The sequence below is a fragment of the Streptomyces sp. WMMC500 genome (assembly GCF_027497195.1).
Taxonomy (GTDB): domain Bacteria; phylum Actinomycetota; class Actinomycetes; order Streptomycetales; family Streptomycetaceae; genus Streptomyces.
Genome location: NZ_CP114905.1, coordinates 4,257,630 through 4,273,339, shown reverse-complemented (window position 1 = coordinate 4,273,339; position 15,710 = coordinate 4,257,630). Strand labels below are relative to the sequence as shown.

Genomic DNA, 15,710 nt, shown 5'->3' with positions numbered 1-15,710 from the left:
GACGACAGCCTGATCGGCCGGCTCAACGTCCCTCCGCAAGCCTGTCGATGGAGACTGGCACCAGTTCTCGCGTTCGTGATCACATCACCGGCGGTCCACCTCGTGCAGTCCCGCGGTCAGGCGCACAGCACGTGCGCAGGTGTGGCACATGCGGTCGGGGCCGCGGAGTCGCCGACGTGGCCGGGTGCCGGGAGGAGAGCGCCGTGCCAGACCGTGGCCATCTTGCTGTAGCCGCCGGCGTTGGGGTGGACGCCGTCGGCCAGGTCGGCTGTGGTCAGCGCGCTGTACATGTCGACCTGGTGCACGTTTTTGCCGGCGTTGGCCGCGTTCTCCACGATTCCCGGAATCGTCGCGTTGAACGCCCGCACGACGGAGTCGTTGAAGCCCAGCGGGATGATCGTCGCCACGTAGAGGTCCGCGTCTGGCGCCTGCGCGGTGATGTGGTCGACCAGACCGGCGAGCCGTTGCGGCGCTCCAGCGGGGTCGCCGCCGTACATGTCGTTGGTGCCGATGTGGAGCAGGATGGTGTCAGGGGTGTAAGTGGCCAGCCAGGCCGAGATGTTCTGGTCGATCTGAGAGATCGTCCATCCGGAGTGGCCTTCGTGATCCTTGTCGCCGAGGCTGTCGGGGCCGTTGGACTGGGAGCCGACGAAGTCGACGTCCTGACCGCCTGCCACGAGCTTCTCCCACAGGTCGATGCGGTAGCCGCCGGGGACCGTGAAGCCGTCGGTGATCGAGTCGCCGAGCGGCATGACCCGCACTCCGGCACCGGGCTGGGCATGGGCGGCGCCGGAGGTGGGCACCAGGGCTGCAATGAGCGCCAGCAGGGTGATCAAGCCGGCGAGAGCGTGCCTGCGTCGTAACACGTGTGGTCGCTTCCTCTCGGGAGGTCGGATGGTCGCTGCCCAGACGCTGTCGTCGGGGACGGTCAAGGTGATCTCGCGGCCTCGAGCAGGGCCAGTCCGTTCCACCGCTGCTGCCGGACGACCTATGCATGGCCGATGCCTCGCTGGCGGGGAGTCAGAGAGAGCGGCCACTTTTTGGGAGCGCTCCCATCTGTATAGCGCGAAGCGGTGCTTGCGTAAATGCTTCCGGCAGTGAGCCCATCGTGGAGCTGGATCCTGGCCGTCGACGTACTGGGTCCTGACGGTGGGATGATCGTCAGGACGAAGATCGAAGGAAGTAAGCCTGACCTGTGGCCAGGGGCGACTTGTGTCGGCCTCGGGGTTTATGGCACGCGGATGGCACGCGGCTTCAATTGGTCCAGAAAACCAATAATCCCCAGATCGCCGACCTGGGGATTCGTTATGGAGCGGGCGACGGGAATCGAACCCGCGCTCTGAGCTTGGGAAGCTCATGTTCTACCATTAAACTACGCCCGCGTAGAGCGTCCCGAAGGGCGCTTCGCTGTCACTCTACCGTATGTGCGCCCCCCGGCGAGGTCGTCGGGGGGCTGCTTGGTGTTGCGGGGTGGATACGGGGGGTGGGGGCGGGAGTTGGGGTTACGGTGGGTGGGGGTGGCGTTGGGGTGGGGTGGTTGGTCCCGTAGTGTGGCTTTTGTTGCGTTACGGGGAAGGAGCCTGATGGAAACCACCGTCGTCCGATGTGCCGAGGGGCACGTCTTCCGCACCACCTCGCTCCCGATGCAGAACGTCGGCGCCGCCCGCCGGATCGGGTCCGGCGGGCTCGTGCGGTGTCCGCGGTGTGCGCGGCTGCGGAACGTCGTGCCGGTGGGGAAGGGCGAGGCCCGGTAGGGCGGCAGGTAGGGTCGGGGCGTGCTGCTCTCTGACAAGGACATCAGGACCGAGGTCCACGCCGGGCGGGTGCGGATCGAGCCCTTCGACGACGTGATGATCCAGCCGTCCAGTGTGGACGTACGCCTCGACCGCTACTTCCGGGTCTTCGAGAACCACCGCTACCCCCACATCGACCCCGCCGTCGAACAGAGCGATCTCACGCGGCTCGTGGAGCCCGAGGGCGACGAGTGCTTCATCCTGCACCCCGGGGAGTTCGTGCTGGCCTCGACGTACGAGGTCGTGTCCCTGCCCGACGACATCGCCTCCCGGCTCGAAGGAAAGTCCAGCCTCGGCCGGCTCGGGCTGCTCACGCACTCCACCGCCGGATTCATCGACCCCGGGTTCAGCGGGCACGTGACGCTGGAGCTCTCCAACGTCGCCACGCTGCCCATCAAGCTCTGGCCGGGCATGAAGATCGGGCAGCTCTGCATGTTCCGGCTCAGCTCACCCGCCGAGCACCCCTACGGCTCCGCCAAGTACGGCTCCCGGTACCAGGGGCAGCGCGGGCCCACGCCCTCGCGGTCGTACCTGAACTTCCACCGCACCGCCGTCTGACGCGGGATCGCGGGATCGCGGGATCCGCCTCAGAGCGTGCCCAGTTTGAAAAGCGCCACCAGCGCGACCAACTGGATCGAGCACGCCCCCAGCGCACGCGGCCACGGCAGGTCGTGCGACTTGCTCACCATCGACGTGAGCAGCACCCCCGCGGCAAGCCACGTCAGCCAGCCCACGCCCTGCGCGAACGTGTCCTCGCCGCCGATGAACATCGCGACCAGCAGCCGCGGGGCGTCCGTGACCGCCACGACCAGCATCGCCAGACCCACCGTCGGCGCCAGCGCGCCCGCGCCGCCCAACTGGCGGGCGAGGGTGTGCGTGACCGTGCCCATCACCAGGCCGCTGATCGTGACCGCGATGCCCGTCACGATGATCCACGGGATGCTCGCGGAGATCGTGGAGTCGAGCACCTCGTCGCGCGCCTGCTCCAGGCCGAAGACGGCCAGCAGGCCGTAGAGGAAGCTGACCGTCAGCGCGGGGCCCCACATGCTGTGGTCCCGCATCTGCCAGAACGTGCGGTTCGGGTGGAAGACGATCCCGCGGAGCAGGTCCTTCCAGTGCAGCCGCGGGCCTACGGGCGGGGCCGCCGACTCGCCGGCGCGGTAGACCTGGCCGTCGTCGTACGGGCCGTAGTCGCCGGGTCCGACGCCGACGCCGTACGGCTGGGTGTTGCCGGGGCGGTCGGCGGCGTACGGGTCGTGGCCGCCGCCGTAGTACTCGGGCCCCGGGCCGTGGCCGCCGCGGGGCTGCTGCCACTGGCCGCCGTACGGCTGCCCCGGCCCCTGTCCGTGCCCGTGGGGCGGCGGGGGACCGCCGTACTGCGGTCCGCCGTAGGGCGGGGGTCCGCCCTGCGGCGGGCCCTGCGGCCGCCCCGGCTGCCGACTGCCGTGGGACTGGCGTCCCCGGCCCATTCTGAATCCTGCCACGCGATCGAACGTACCCGGTCTTGCCCGCCGGGGTCACCGGGGGCCGGGAATACGGGGGATGTTTATGGCCAAGACGGTACGTCCCGTAAGGGTTTCGCCTTAGGGGGTGGGGCGGGAGGGGGCGGGTGAGTACGGGAGTCTGGTTTGGTGGTTTTGGGACTTTCTGCCTGTCTTGTCTGTTCCCTTGCCCCGCCCCCGGGCATGAGCCAGGGCCCGGCCGGGGGAGGTCCGGGCCCTGGCCGTCTCTGCGGCTTCGGCTGTACGTGCTCAGCCCGCGAACTCCGCCCCGTACCCCGGCCTCCCCGCCGTCGGCATCCCCACGGACGACGGACGGATCGCCACCGCCCCGTCCGCCGCCGCCCCGTCGGCCGCTCCCGCCGCGTCCGAGCGCAGGGCGTAGACCGCGCCGTCGCCCGCGTCCTCGCCGGCCGTGCCGACCGTCAGGTCGTCGACGCCGTCGCCGTTGAGGTCGGCGAGGAGCAGCGCGGTGCCGAAGCGGTCGCGGGTTTCGTTGGTGCCGGGGACGCCCGGGGCGTTCTGGTGGACCAGGGTGGCGCCCGCGCCGCCGAAGCCCGAGCCGTCCGCCGCGCCCCGCAGGACCGTGACGGTGCCGGTCTGACCGGCGTCGCCCAGGGTCTCGTTCGCCGCGGCGACGGCCAGGTCCGTGTGGCCGTCGCCGTCGGCGTCGCCGAGGGCCAGCTCGCCGCCGAAGGAGTCGCCCTGCTCGGGGGTGCCGGGGACGCCGGGGGTGGCCTGGCTCAGCTCCGTGGTGGCGGCGGGGCCGGCCGCGGAGCCGAGGGTGACGAAGACCTTGCCGCCCGGCTCCGCGCCGGGGTTGGTCGCGTCGTCGCGGGCCAGCCCGGTGACGATGTCGGCGCGCCCGTCGCCGTCCACGTCCCCGGTGACGGTGGTCTCGCCGCCCGGCACCGGCCGCTGCCCGGCGCCGGTCAGGCCGTCCGCCGAGCCTGGTACCCACGTGCTGCGGTACGCCTCGTCCACGCTGCCCGCGACCACGAGGTCGTCCGCGCCGTCGCCGTCGACGTCGCCCGCGGCGAGGTCGTGCGGGCCCCAGATCTTCCCGTTGTCGAGCGGCACCGCCACGGTGTCCCACACCCCGTAGTCGCCCTTCGTACGGCCGAAGCCGCCGGTGAAGACGTCCACGGACGCGCTCGTGGAGGCCACGGCCAGGTCCGCGGCGCCGTCGCCGTCGAAGTCGCCGGCCGCGAGGGCGTGGCCGAAGAGGTCGTGGTCGTACGGGCGCGGGTCGGGCAGCGTCGTGCCGCCCGCGAGGCCGCTCGGCCCGCCCCACAGGAGCTGGACCGTGCCGCCGAGGACGTCGCCGCCGACCGCCTCGCCGGGGGCGGCGACGGCGAGGTCGGTGTACCCGTCGCCGTCGTAGTCCGCGGCGGCGGTCCAGCCGCCCCAGCCGTCGCCGTCCTCCGCGGTGCCGGGGACGCCGGCGCTGTGCTGGCTGAGCCGCTTGGCGCGGCTGCCGGAGATGCCGGCGACGGTGCCGTCGTTCTTCGTCCCGTAATGGGCGACGACTTGGCCGGCGGCCCTTACCCCGGCGACGTACGCGCCGGGCGCGGAGACGGCGGCGTCGCGCACCCCGTCCCCGTTGAAGTTGACGACCGCGCCGGGCGGTTCGGCGGCCGCGGCGCCGGGGGCGGTGGCGACCGCGAGCAGGCCGCCGGTGACGGCCGCGGCGGTCGCCGCGGCCAGTGCGGTACGGAGTGGGTGACGCATGCGGCAACTCCCGGGGCCTGTGGGCGGAGACGGTGATCAGGAGACCCCGTGCCGCGGTCAAAGGTTGTACGAATACGGCTAGTTGGTTCGTACAGTGACAGAAGGTGTCATTCCGTGTGCGCATGGCGGAGGTGGGGAAGGGCGGGGGACCGCGGGCTCCCCGTCCGCGGTCCCCCGCCCCGCCCCGCCTCGCCGGCTACTCCGCGAGGGTCTCCGGGAACCTCGCGTTCGCCCCGTTGGCGCCCACCGAAGCCCCGCCGAACGTCCACGACCCGTCCGCCGTCAGCACGCCGCCGCGGGTCGGCAGCACCCACGCGAACCCCTGCCCCGCGTTCTCGCCCGGCGCGCCCGCGACCAGGCCCGACCGGCCGTCGCGGTCGGCGTCGTGCAGCCGGACGTCGGAGCCGAAGAGGTCGCCGGCCTCCGCGGCGCCCGGGACGCCTGCGGTGTCCTGGTTGAAGTGCTGCACCCCGCTCGTCGTCAGCCCGCCGGCCGACCCGCGCAGCAGCCAGACGGCGCCCGCGTCATCGGCCTCGCCGATCGCCTCGCCCTCGGCGCCGGCCGCCAGGTCGAGGTGGCCGTCGCCGTTCACGTCGCCCAGCGACACGTCGCTGCCGAACCGGTCCTCCAGCTCGTACGCACCGGGGACGCCCCCGCTGCCCTGCTGCCACACCTCGGGCTCCCCCGCGCCCGGGCCGCCCGCGGCCCCGTACCAGACCTCGACGGCACCGCCGGACAGGTCCCACTGGCCGTGCTCCAGCACCGTCGGGTCGCCGATCGCGAGGTCGTCGGCGCCGTCCTTGTCGATGTCGCCGGCGACGCCGACGGGCCCGCCGGCGAACTCGGTGCGCGTGTAGCCCTCCGGGCCGCCGCCCTTCAGATACAGGCAGTGGCCCTCCAGGGTCTCCAGGGACCACTTCGAGCCGGTGACCACCAGGTCGTCGTTGCCGTCGCCCTCGAAGTCGCCGCCGACCAGGCCGGTGGGCGTGAAGTCCGCCGGGAAGTCGGCGAAGGGGTGGCCGGTCGTGGCGCGCGCGGGGGTACGGGCCGCGCCCCAGCCCCCGTACAGCTCCAGGTGGTCCTTGGAGAGAATCGCCAGCGCTTGTGACCCGTCGTGGAACCAGTCGCCCGCCGCCAGCCCCGTCGCGTACGCGTTGCCCTCGATCAGCGAGGCGGGGCGCATGTCCTCGGCCCCGCTGCCGGACAGGCCGCCGGCCGAGCCGTACAGGACGACGGCGCGGCCGGTGTCCGCGACGCCGCCGAGGTCTTCGCCGGTGGCGCCGACGACGAGGTCGGCGTACCCGTCGCGGTCGAAGTCCGCGGAGGCGAGCGTGGCGCCGAAGGCGTCGCCCGTCTCGGAGGTGCCGGCGACGCCGGCGGTGGACTGGCTGACGACCGTGCGCCGGGCGGTGTCGAGGCCGCCGGCGGAGCCGTAGAGCACGGCGACGTACCCGGCGCGCTTGACGCCGTTGACGGTGCCGGAGGGGGCCGAGACGACGAGGTCGCGATAGCCGTCGCCGTCGAAGTCGTCGTGGTGCTTCGCGGCGGCGGCGGCTTCCGCGGGTGCTGCCGCGGCCGGCGCGGCGCCGCCCGCGAGGGCGGCGCCGGCGACGACGGCCAGAGAGGCCGCTAAGGCGGTGGCGGCCGTGGGCGTACGGCGGTTGCGTGGCATGTCGGGCTCCTGAACGTCGGTGCGGAGAAGTGCGGTGACTCGGTGGGCCTCTCACCCTGTGAGACACCTGACGTTCACCCGGGGTTGTACGAACAACCGCCTTACATCCGTGTTTCAGGCAACTTGTTGTTCAATAGGCGTAGTTCCGGAATCAGCGGGTCACTCCGCGCCCCTCAGGTAGTGACCCGCGTCCTCGCCCGCGAAGCCCGTGCCGAACCGCGACCCCGCGCCCGTACCGCCCGGCACCTCGAAGTTGTCCGGGCTGAACGCCACGGACCCCGTCGCCGACAGCCCGCCCGCGGCGCCGCGCAGCGACCAGATCGCGCCCGTCCCGTTCTCGTCCGGCGCGCCCACCGCCAGCTCCGCCCGGCCGTCGTCCGTCACGTCCCGGAACGCCAGCGCGGCGCCGAACCGGTCCCCGGCCTCCGCCACGCCCTTCACGCCGGCGGTGTCCTGGTGGAACGCCTGCGCGCCGCGGGCCTTGAGACCGCCGGAACCGCCCTGGAGCAGCACCGCGGAACCCGCCCACCGCTTGCTGCCGATGGCCTCGTACGGCACGCCCACCGCGAGATCGTCGCGGCCGTCGCCGTTCGCGTCGCCCGCGGCGAGGCGGGCGCCGAACTGGTCGCCGCGCTCGCCCGTGCCCGGCACGCCCGCGGTGTCCTGGGTGAAGGTCTGGCGCCGGGTCTGGCTCGGGCCGCCGGCCGTGCCGTAGACGACCTTGACCGTGCCCTCGTCGTACGGGAAGTCCTCGACGCTCGCGCCGATCGAGCGGTACGCGACGTCACCCCTGCCGTCGCCGTCGAAGTCCCCGATCGCCGGCGAACCGCCGCTGGGCAGCGTGCCGCTCTGCGTCAGCCCGTCCGGGCCGCCCTGCCAGAACCAGCCGCCCTCGGCGTTGCCCTGGAAGCTGAAGAACGCCACGAGGTCGTCCGCGCCGTCGCCGGTGACGTCGCCGACCGCCATGCCGTCGACGTCGTCCTCGGGCTTCATCTCGACGAGCGCGCTCTCCCGCGCGGGTGCGCCGGCGCGAGTGAACGGGCCGTAGAGCACGCTGTACGCCTGGCCGGCCTCACCGCGGGTGTTGGGCACCAGCAGGTCGCCCGTGCCGTCGCCGTCGAAGTCGCCGCCGTGCAGGTCGACGCCGAGGCCGCCGCCCCCGGGCACCTGCGCGCGGGCGGCGCCGGCGCCGGTCAGGCCGGACTCGCGGCCCCACAGGACGGTGACGGAGCCGGCCCAGTCGCCGTCCTCCGCGCGGGCGGTGACCGCGAGGTCGGTGAGCCCGTCGCCGTCGAGGTCGCGGGCGGCGAGCCGGTCGCCGAAGCGGTCGTCGGCGGCGGGGGCGCCGGGGACGCCGGCGGTGCGCTGGCTGAGCACGGTGGAGGCCGGGGCGGCGACGCCGTCGGCGGAGCCGTAGCTGACGAGGACGTAGCCGGCCTCGGCGTGGCCGGCGACGGTGCCGCCGGGGGCGCCGGTGGCCAGGTCGTCGTAGCCGTCGCCGTCGAAGTCGGCCCGTACGGTACGGGTGTCGGCGGCGGCACGGGAGTCTGCCGCACCCGCGCCCACACCCGCCCCCGGCGGTGCCGCCGGTGCCGTACGGGCCGCCGTGCCCCGGTCCTCCGCCCCCGTCGCCGGGGCGGTGACGGCCGCCGTGCCGGCGGTGGCGAGGCAGGCGGTCAGGGCGGCGAGGGTGCGGATGCGCATGGGGGGTCCTTCCGGTGGCGGTCCGACGAGCGGGTTGCGTTCACTCCCGCGTCATACGACCCGCCCCACCCGGCGATGGTTGTACCAACCGCCGTGCCGGCACGCGCGGTTGACGCCCCACGACCGGCCCCGTATGGCTCACGGGGCCGGCCGCCGTGGGGGGTGGCCTGTGGGCGTCCGTTCTCCGTCGCGTCCGCCGCGCGCCCGACGACCCGCCCGGCCGTCGTGCGTGCGGTACTGCGTCACTACGTCGCCGGCTGCGGCTCCGGCTCGCTCTCCGCCGCCGCGGTGCCTTCGGCCGGCGGTTCCTCCGCCGGCGTCCTCACCGAGTCCAGCAGGAGCTGCGCCACGTCCACGACCGCCAGCGACTCCTTTGCCGTTCCCGCGTTCTTCTTGCCGTTTACGGAGTCCGTAAGCATCACGAGGCAGAAAGGGCACGCAGTGGACAGAATGTCCGGGTTCAGCGACAGCGCCTCGTCCACGCGCTCGTCGTTGATCCGCTTGCCGATGCGCTCCTCCATCCACATGCGCGCGCCGCCCGCGCCGCAGCAGAAGCCGCGCTCCTTGTGCCGGTGCATCTCCTCGTTCCGTACGCCCGGGACCCTGGCGATGATCTCGCGCGGCGGCGTGTAGACCTTGTTGTGCCGGCCCAGGTAGCAGGGGTCGTGGTAGGTGATGATCCCCTCGACCGGCGTCACCGGGACCAGCCGGCCCTCGTCCACGAGGTGCTGGAGCAACTGCGTGTGGTGGATGACCTCGTAGTGGCCGCCGAGCTGCGGGTACTCGTTGGCGATGGTGTTGAAGCAGTGCGGGCAGGTGGCGACGATCTTCTTCTTCGCCTTCTCGACCGTCACGCCTTCTTCTTCGTCCTCCCCGAAGGCCATGTTGAGCATCGCGACGTTCTCCTCGCCCAGTTGCTGGAAGAGGAACTCGTTGCCCAGGCGCCGCGGCGAGTCGCCGGTGCACTTCTCGTCGCCGCCCATGATCGCGAACTTCACGCCGGCGATGTGCAGCAGTTCGGCGAACGCCTTGGTGGTCTTCTTCGCCCGGTCCTCCAGCGCGCCCGCGCAGCCGACCCAGTACAGGTAGTCGACCTCGGAGAGGTCCTCGACGTCCCTGCCGACGACCGGGATCTCGATGCCCGTGTCGGCGGCCAGCTCCTTGGTCCACTCCAGCCGCTGCTTCTTGGCGAGCCCCCAGGGGTTGCCCTTCTTCTCCAGGTTCTTCAGCATCGTGCCCGCCTCGGACGGGAACGAGCTCTCGATCATCACCTGGTAGCGGCGCATGTCGACGATGTGGTCGACGTGCTCGATGTCGACGGGGCACTGCTCGACGCACGCGCCGCACGTGGTGCACGACCACAGCACGTCGGGGTCGATGACGCCCTGTTCCGCCGCGGTGCCGACCAGCGCGCGCTCGGCCTCGGCGAGCGCCTCGGCCGGTACGCCGGCGAGCTGTTCCGCGGTGGCCTTCTCCTCGCCCTCGGCCGACTTGCCGCCGCCGGCGAGCAGGTACGGCGCCTTGGCGGCGGCGTGCTCGCGCAGCGACATGACGAGCAGCTTGGGCGACAGCGGCTTGCCGGTGTTCCAGGCCGGGCACTGCGACTGGCAGCGCCCGCACTCCGTACAGGTGGAGAAGTCGAGGATGCCCTTCCACGAGAAGTGCTCGACCTGGCTGACGCCGAAGACGGCCTCCTCGCCGTCCCCGTCCTCGTCGTCGAAGACGGTCTCGAAGTCGATGGGCTTGCCGCCGGAGACCATCGGCTGGAGCGCGCCGAGCGCGGGGGCGCCGTCGGCGTTGCGCTTGAACCAGATGTTGGGGAAGGCGAGGAAACGGTGCCAGGCCACGCCCATGGTGAAGTTCAGGCCGAGGACGATCGCCCAGATGAACGAGACCGAGATCTTGATCATCGCGACGAGGTAGACGAGGTTCTGGACGGTGCCGGTGCTCAGCCCGTCGACCGCGGCGGTGAGGGGGTACGACACGAAGTAGGCGGCCTCATAGCCGTCGACGTGGTGCAGCGCGCCCTCCAGCCCGCGCAGCACCAGGATGCAGATGCCGATGGCGAGGATGACGTACTCGACGAAGTACGCCTGCCACATCGTCGAGCCCGTGAAGCGCGACTTGCGGCCCGCCTTCGACGGCAGGCTCAGTTGCCGGATCACGATGAGCGTGAGGATGCCGACCGTGGTCATCAGCGCCAGGAACTCGACGTACACCTCGTACACGATCCAGTCGCCGATCACCGGCAGCAGCCAGTCGGCGACGAACAACTGCCCGAAGGCGTTGACGAGGGTCAGCACCAGGGTCAGGAAGCCGATCGCGACGAACCAGTGGGCGAAGCCGATGACGCCCCAGCGGTTCATCCGGGTGTGACCGAGGAACTCCCTGGTCAGCGTGATGCTGCGGGCGACCGGGTCGTTCGTGCGGCTGCCCGCCGGGACGGGCTTGCCGAGCTTGACGAGGTCGATGATCTGCCCGATGGCGCGTGCGAAGAGCGCGGTGCCGACCGCGGTGATCACCAGCGATACGACGATGGCGGCGAGCTGCATGGAGGGCTCCTCGGCCAGTCTGCTGTGCGTGTCTGCTCTGAACTGCTGCGTGCGGGTGCTGCGTACGTGCCGCTACCTGCCCTGCAGTCGGCTTACCCAGCTCCTACTACTAAGCGGTAACTTACCGCTTCTCCGCCTGAGGGTACCCGGGCGCCCCCGGCCCTCGCAGCCGCCCGGCCGGTGATGTGCGTCGCGCCCCCGGGGGCTCTGCGGGGCCCGGTCCGTAGCCCGAAAACCGGCTCCGACCTGCTCTTACGCACAAAACTTGAGTGGGACTGACTCAGGTGAATTGCGCCGGTGGTGGTCGCCATGGCACTCTTGAGCCTGACCAGCTCAAGGCAGAGCATCTGATCCGGAGGATAGACAACATGGCACGTGCGGTCGGCATCGACCTGGGCACGACGAACTCTGTCGTCAGTGTTCTCGAGGGCGGTGAACCCAGCGTCATCACCAACGCCGAGGGCGCCAGGACCACGCCGTCCGTCGTCGCCTTCGCCAAGAACGGCGAGGTGCTCGTCGGCGAGGTCGCGAAGCGCCAGGCGGTCACCAACGTCGAGCGGACCATCCGGTCGGTCAAGCGCCACATGGGCACCGACTGGAAGCAGCCGATCGACGAGAAGGAGTTCACCCCGCAGCAGATCTCCGCGTTCATCCTGCAGAAGCTGAAGCGGGACGCGGAGGCGTACCTGGGCGAGAAGGTGACCGACGCGGTCATCACCGTCCCGGCGTACTTCAACGACGCCGAGCGCCAGGCGACCAAGGAGGCCGGCGAGATCGCGGGCCTCAACGTCCTGCGCATCGTCAACGAGCCGACCGCCGCCGCCCTCGCGTACGGCATGGAGAAGGAAGACCAGACCATCCTGGTCTTCGACCTCGGCGGCGGCACCTTCGACGTCTCGCTGCTGGAGATCGGCGAGGGCGTCGTGGAGGTCAGGGCCACCAACGGCGACAACCACCTCGGTGGTGACGACTGGGACCAGCGCGTCGTCGACTACCTGGTCAAGCAGTTCCAGAACGGCCACGGCGTCGACCTGGCCAAGGACAAGATGGCGCTGCAGCGGCTCCGCGAGGCCGCCGAGAAGGCGAAGATCGAGCTGTCCTCGTCCTCCGAGACGACGATCAACCTGCCGTACATCACCGCGTCCGCCGAGGGCCCGCTGCACCTGGACGAGAAGCTGACCCGGGCGCAGTTCCAGCAGCTCACCCAGGACCTCCTGGAGCGCTGCAAGACGCCGTTCCACAACGTCATCAAGGACGCCCGCATCGACCTGGGCGAGATCGACCACGTGGTCCTCGTCGGCGGCTCCACCCGCATGCCGGCCGTCGCCGACCTGGTCAAGGAGCTGACCAGCGGCAAGGAGGCCAACAAGGGCGTCAACCCGGACGAGGTCGTCGCCGTCGGCGCCGCCCTCCAGGCCGGCGTGCTCAAGGGCGAGGTCAAGGACGTCCTGCTGCTCGACGTCACCCCGCTGTCCCTCGGCATCGAGACCAAGGGCGGCATCATGACCCGCCTCATCGAGCGCAACACCACGATCCCGACGAAGCGCTCCGAGACCTTCACCACGGCCGAGGACAACCAGCCGTCGGTGCAGATCCAGGTCTTCCAGGGCGAGCGCGAGATCGCCGCGTACAACAAGAAGCTCGGCATGTTCGAGCTGACCGGCCTGCCGCCGGCCCCGCGGAACGTGCCGCAGATCGAGGTCACGTTCGACATCGACGCCAACGGCATCATGCACGTCGCCGCGAAGGACCTCGGCACGGGCAAGGAGCAGAAGATGACCGTCACCGGCGGCTCCGCGCTGCCGAAGGACGACATCGAGCGCATGATGCGCGACGCCGAGCAGTACGCCGAGGAGGACCACAAGCGCCGTGAGGCGGCCGAGACCCGCAACCAGGCGGAGCAGGTCGTCTACACCACCGAGAAGTTCCTCCAGGACAACGAGGACAAGGTGCCCGGCGACGTGAAGTCCGAGGTCGAGGCCGCGGTCGGCGACCTCAAGGAGGCGCTGAAGGGCGAGGACACCGCGGTGATCCGCGAGGCGACGGAGAAGGCCGCGGCCACCAGCCAGAAGCTCGGCCAGGCGCTCTACGCCGACGCCCAGGCGTCCGGCGGTGCCGCCACCGGCGGCGGCGAGGGTGCCCAGCAGGCGCAGAAGGACGCGCCGGCCGGTGCCGACGACGACGTCGTCGACGCCGAGATCGTGGACGACGACAAGCCTAAGGACGGTGCCGCGTGACGGAGGAGACCCCGGGCTTCGAGGAGAAGCCCGACGTCCCCACCGACGCACAGACAGCGGAGGCACAGCAGGGCGGCCCGGACGGGGCGGCGGCCACGCCGCCCCCCGGCGCACGGCGCGCCGAAGGAGCCGGGCCGGGTGCCACCGCCGGGAACGGGGACGCGAACAGCCCCCTGTCGGGTCGTCTGGACGAGACCCGCAAGGCGCTCGACGAGCGGACGAAGGACCTGCAGCGGCTGCAGGCGGAGTACCAGAACTACCGCCGGCGGGTGGAGCGGGACCGGGTCGCGGTCAAGGAGGTCGCGAACGCGAACCTGCTCGCCGAGCTGCTGCCCGTGCTCGACGACATCGGCCGGGCCCGGGACCACGAGGAGCTGGTCGGCGGGTTCAAGTCGGTCGCCGAGTCGCTGGAGACCGTCGTGGCCAAGATGGGCCTCATGCAGTTCGGCAAGGAGGGCGAGCCCTTCGACCCGCTGATCCACGAGGCACTGATGCACAGCTACTCTCCGGACGTCTCCGAGACGACGTGCGTGCAGATTCTCCAGCCTGGGTATCGGATCGGCGAGCGTACGATCCGCCCCGCGCGGGTCGCCGTGGCCGAGCCACAGCCGGGTGCGTCGTCCGGGGCGCTGGGCAAGGAGGGCGAGAAGCCCGACGAGACGCAGGCCGACGCGGACGACGGCGGACCGGAGTCCGCCGGCTCCGCGGACGCCGGCGGCCCGGACGCCTCCGGATCCGTGCAGGGCGAGTCCGGCCGGGGAGAGACGGACAGCGGTGGCCCGGACGAGGGGTGACGCCGTAGCAGCCGCCGAGGGACGAGAGGAGGGACGCCGGGAATGAGCACCAAGGACTTCATCGAGAAGGACTACTACAAGGTTCTCGGCGTCCCGAAGGACGCCACCGAGGCCGAGATCAAGAAGGCGTACCGCAAGCTCGCCCGCCAGTACCACCCGGACGCCAACAAGGGCGACGCCGCGGCCGAGGAGCGCTTCAAGGAGGTCTCCGAGGCCAACGACGTGCTCGGCGACCCCCGGCGGCGCAAGGAGTACGACGAGGCGCGCACCCTCTTCGGCAACGGCGGCTTCCGCCCGGGCCCCGGCGCGGGCGGCGGCGGCTCGTTCAACTTCGACCTCGGCGACCTCTTCGGCGGCTCGGGTCCGGGCGGCGGCGGCCCCGGCGGCCAGACCGGCACCGGCACCGGCGGCTTCGGCGGCGGCCTCGGCGACGTCTTCGGCGGGCTGTTCAACCGCGGCGGCGGGCGTACGCAGCCGCGCCGCGGCCAGGACATCGAGTCGGAGGTCACGCTCAGCTTCACGGAGGCCATCGAGGGCGCCACGGTCCCGCTGCGGATGTCGTCGTCGGCCCCCTGCAAGACGTGCGCCGGCACGGGCGACAAGAACGGCTCCCCGCGGGTCTGCCCGACCTGCGTGGGCACCGGCCAGGTCTCCCGCGGCGGCGGTGGCGGCTTCTCGCTGACCGACCCGTGCGTGGACTGCAAGGGCCGCGGGCTCATCGCCCAGGACCCCTGCGACGTCTGCAAGGGCAGCGGCCGGGCCAAGTCGTCCCGCACGATGCAGGTCCGCATCCCCGCGGGGGTTCAGGACGGGCAGCGGATACGGCTGCGCGGCAAGGGCGGTCCGGGCGAACGCGGCGGCCCCGGCGGCGACCTGTACGTCGTCGTGCACGTCGACGGCCACCCCGTCTTCGGCCGCAAGGGCGACAATCTGATGGTGACGGTCCCCGTCTCCTTCCCGGAGGCGGCACTCGGCGCGGACATCAAGGTGCCCACGCTCGGCGGCCCGCCGGTCACCCTGAAGCTGCCGCCGGGCACCCCCAACGGACGCACGATGCGCGCCCGCGGCAAGGGCGCCGTCCGCAAGGACGGCACGCGCGGGGACCTGCTCGTCACCGTCGAGGTGGCGGTGCCGAAGGATACGGACGGTACGGCGCGCGAGTCGCTGGAGTCGTACCGGGAGGCGACCGCGGGCGAGGACCCGCGCGCGGAGCTGTTCAAGGCCGCGAAGGGAGCTTGACGACGATGAACGGCAGAAACGGCGGACGCGGCGCCCGCGGCCGCAACCCGTACGAGCTGACCGAGGAGACGCCGGTCTACGTCATCTCCGTAGCCGCCGAACTCTCGGGCCTGCACCCGCAGACCCTCCGCCAGTACGACCGCCTCGGCCTGGTCTCCCCGGACCGCACGGCCGGGCGCGGCCGGCGGTACTCGGCGCGGGACATCGCGCTGCTGCGGCAGGTGCAGGCGCTGAGCCAGGACGAGGGCATCAACCTGGCCGGGATCAAGCGGATCATCGAGCTGGAGAACCAGGTCGCGGCGCTGCAGGCGAAGGTGGCGGAGCTGACGGACGCGGTGGACGGCGCGGCGTCTGCGATGGCGCAGCGGGAGGCGCAGGTGCACGCGTCGTACCGGCGGGATCTGGTGCCGTACCAGCAGGTGCAGCAGACGAGCGCGCTGGTGGTGTGGAAGCCGAAGAAGAAGCGCGGTTAGCCTCCGGCTCGGTCGG

Annotated in this window: 12 protein-coding genes and 1 tRNA gene; 6 read left to right on the top strand and 7 right to left on the bottom strand. The window is 71.9% G+C overall.

Features of this window, described 5'->3' with window-relative positions; genetic code table 11:
- Positions 1–116 precede the first annotated feature (116 nt).
- A complete protein-coding gene (locus tag O7599_RS18240) occupies positions 117–866 on the bottom strand; it encodes an SGNH/GDSL hydrolase family protein (protein WP_281623218.1) in 750 nt (249 codons plus the stop codon).
- A 442-nt stretch (positions 867–1,308) separates the two neighbouring features.
- A tRNA-Gly gene (locus tag O7599_RS18235) sits at positions 1,309–1,382 on the bottom strand.
- A gap of 201 nt (positions 1,383–1,583) precedes the next feature.
- Between O7599_RS18235 and O7599_RS18230 the strand changes: the two genes are divergently transcribed.
- Together O7599_RS18230 and dcd are read left to right on the top strand one after the other, a co-directional pair.
- On the top strand, positions 1,584–1,754 hold the full coding sequence (locus O7599_RS18230) for a hypothetical protein (RefSeq protein ID WP_281623217.1): 171 nt from the start codon (positions 1,584–1,586) through the stop codon (positions 1,752–1,754).
- Positions 1,755–1,775: 21 nt separating this feature from the next.
- Positions 1,776–2,351, top strand: coding sequence for a dCTP deaminase (dcd, locus tag O7599_RS18225; RefSeq protein ID WP_281623216.1), 576 nt, complete (start codon positions 1,776–1,778; stop codon positions 2,349–2,351).
- A 29-nt stretch (positions 2,352–2,380) separates the two neighbouring features.
- Here the strand turns inward: dcd and O7599_RS18220 are convergent, their stop codons facing one another.
- From O7599_RS18220 to O7599_RS18200, 5 genes are all read right to left on the bottom strand, one after another.
- Complete coding sequence (locus O7599_RS18220; protein ID WP_281623426.1) at positions 2,381–3,262, bottom strand: Yip1 family protein; 882 nt, start codon at positions 3,260–3,262, stop codon at positions 2,381–2,383.
- Between the two features lie 282 nt (positions 3,263–3,544).
- Positions 3,545–5,023, bottom strand: a complete 1,479-nt coding sequence (locus O7599_RS18215) for an FG-GAP and VCBS repeat-containing protein (RefSeq protein ID WP_281623215.1) — start codon at positions 5,021–5,023, stop codon at positions 3,545–3,547.
- Between the two features lie 196 nt (positions 5,024–5,219).
- Entirely contained in the window at positions 5,220–6,695 is a 1,476-nt protein-coding gene (locus O7599_RS18210) for an FG-GAP-like repeat-containing protein (RefSeq protein ID WP_281623214.1), read from the bottom strand.
- Positions 6,696–6,854: 159 nt separating this feature from the next.
- Positions 6,855–8,399, bottom strand: a complete 1,545-nt coding sequence (locus O7599_RS18205; protein ID WP_281623213.1) for an FG-GAP repeat protein — start codon at positions 8,397–8,399, stop codon at positions 6,855–6,857.
- Positions 8,400–8,644: 245 nt separating this feature from the next.
- Positions 8,645–10,951: a (Fe-S)-binding protein gene (locus O7599_RS18200; protein ID WP_281623212.1), complete on the bottom strand. Its 2,307-nt coding sequence runs from the start codon at positions 10,949–10,951 to the stop codon at positions 8,645–8,647.
- A gap of 368 nt (positions 10,952–11,319) precedes the next feature.
- On the opposite strand from O7599_RS18200, the gene dnaK reads away from it, so the two are divergent.
- From dnaK to O7599_RS18180, 4 genes are read left to right on the top strand one after another with little or no spacing between them, the layout of a single operon-like run.
- On the top strand, positions 11,320–13,188 hold the full coding sequence (dnaK, locus tag O7599_RS18195; RefSeq protein WP_281623211.1) for a molecular chaperone DnaK: 1,869 nt from the start codon (positions 11,320–11,322) through the stop codon (positions 13,186–13,188).
- Entirely contained in the window at positions 13,185–13,982 is a 798-nt protein-coding gene (gene grpE / locus O7599_RS18190; RefSeq protein WP_281623210.1) for a nucleotide exchange factor GrpE, read from the top strand. Before dnaK ends, grpE begins: the two co-directional genes overlap by 4 nt.
- Before the next feature lie 42 nt (positions 13,983–14,024).
- A complete protein-coding gene (gene dnaJ, locus O7599_RS18185) occupies positions 14,025–15,221 on the top strand; it encodes a molecular chaperone DnaJ (RefSeq protein WP_281623209.1) in 1,197 nt (398 codons plus the stop codon).
- 5 nt (positions 15,222–15,226) lie between these two features.
- Positions 15,227–15,694: a helix-turn-helix domain-containing protein gene (locus tag O7599_RS18180; protein WP_281623208.1), complete on the top strand. Its 468-nt coding sequence runs from the start codon at positions 15,227–15,229 to the stop codon at positions 15,692–15,694.
- Positions 15,695–15,710: the final 16 nt, after the last annotated feature.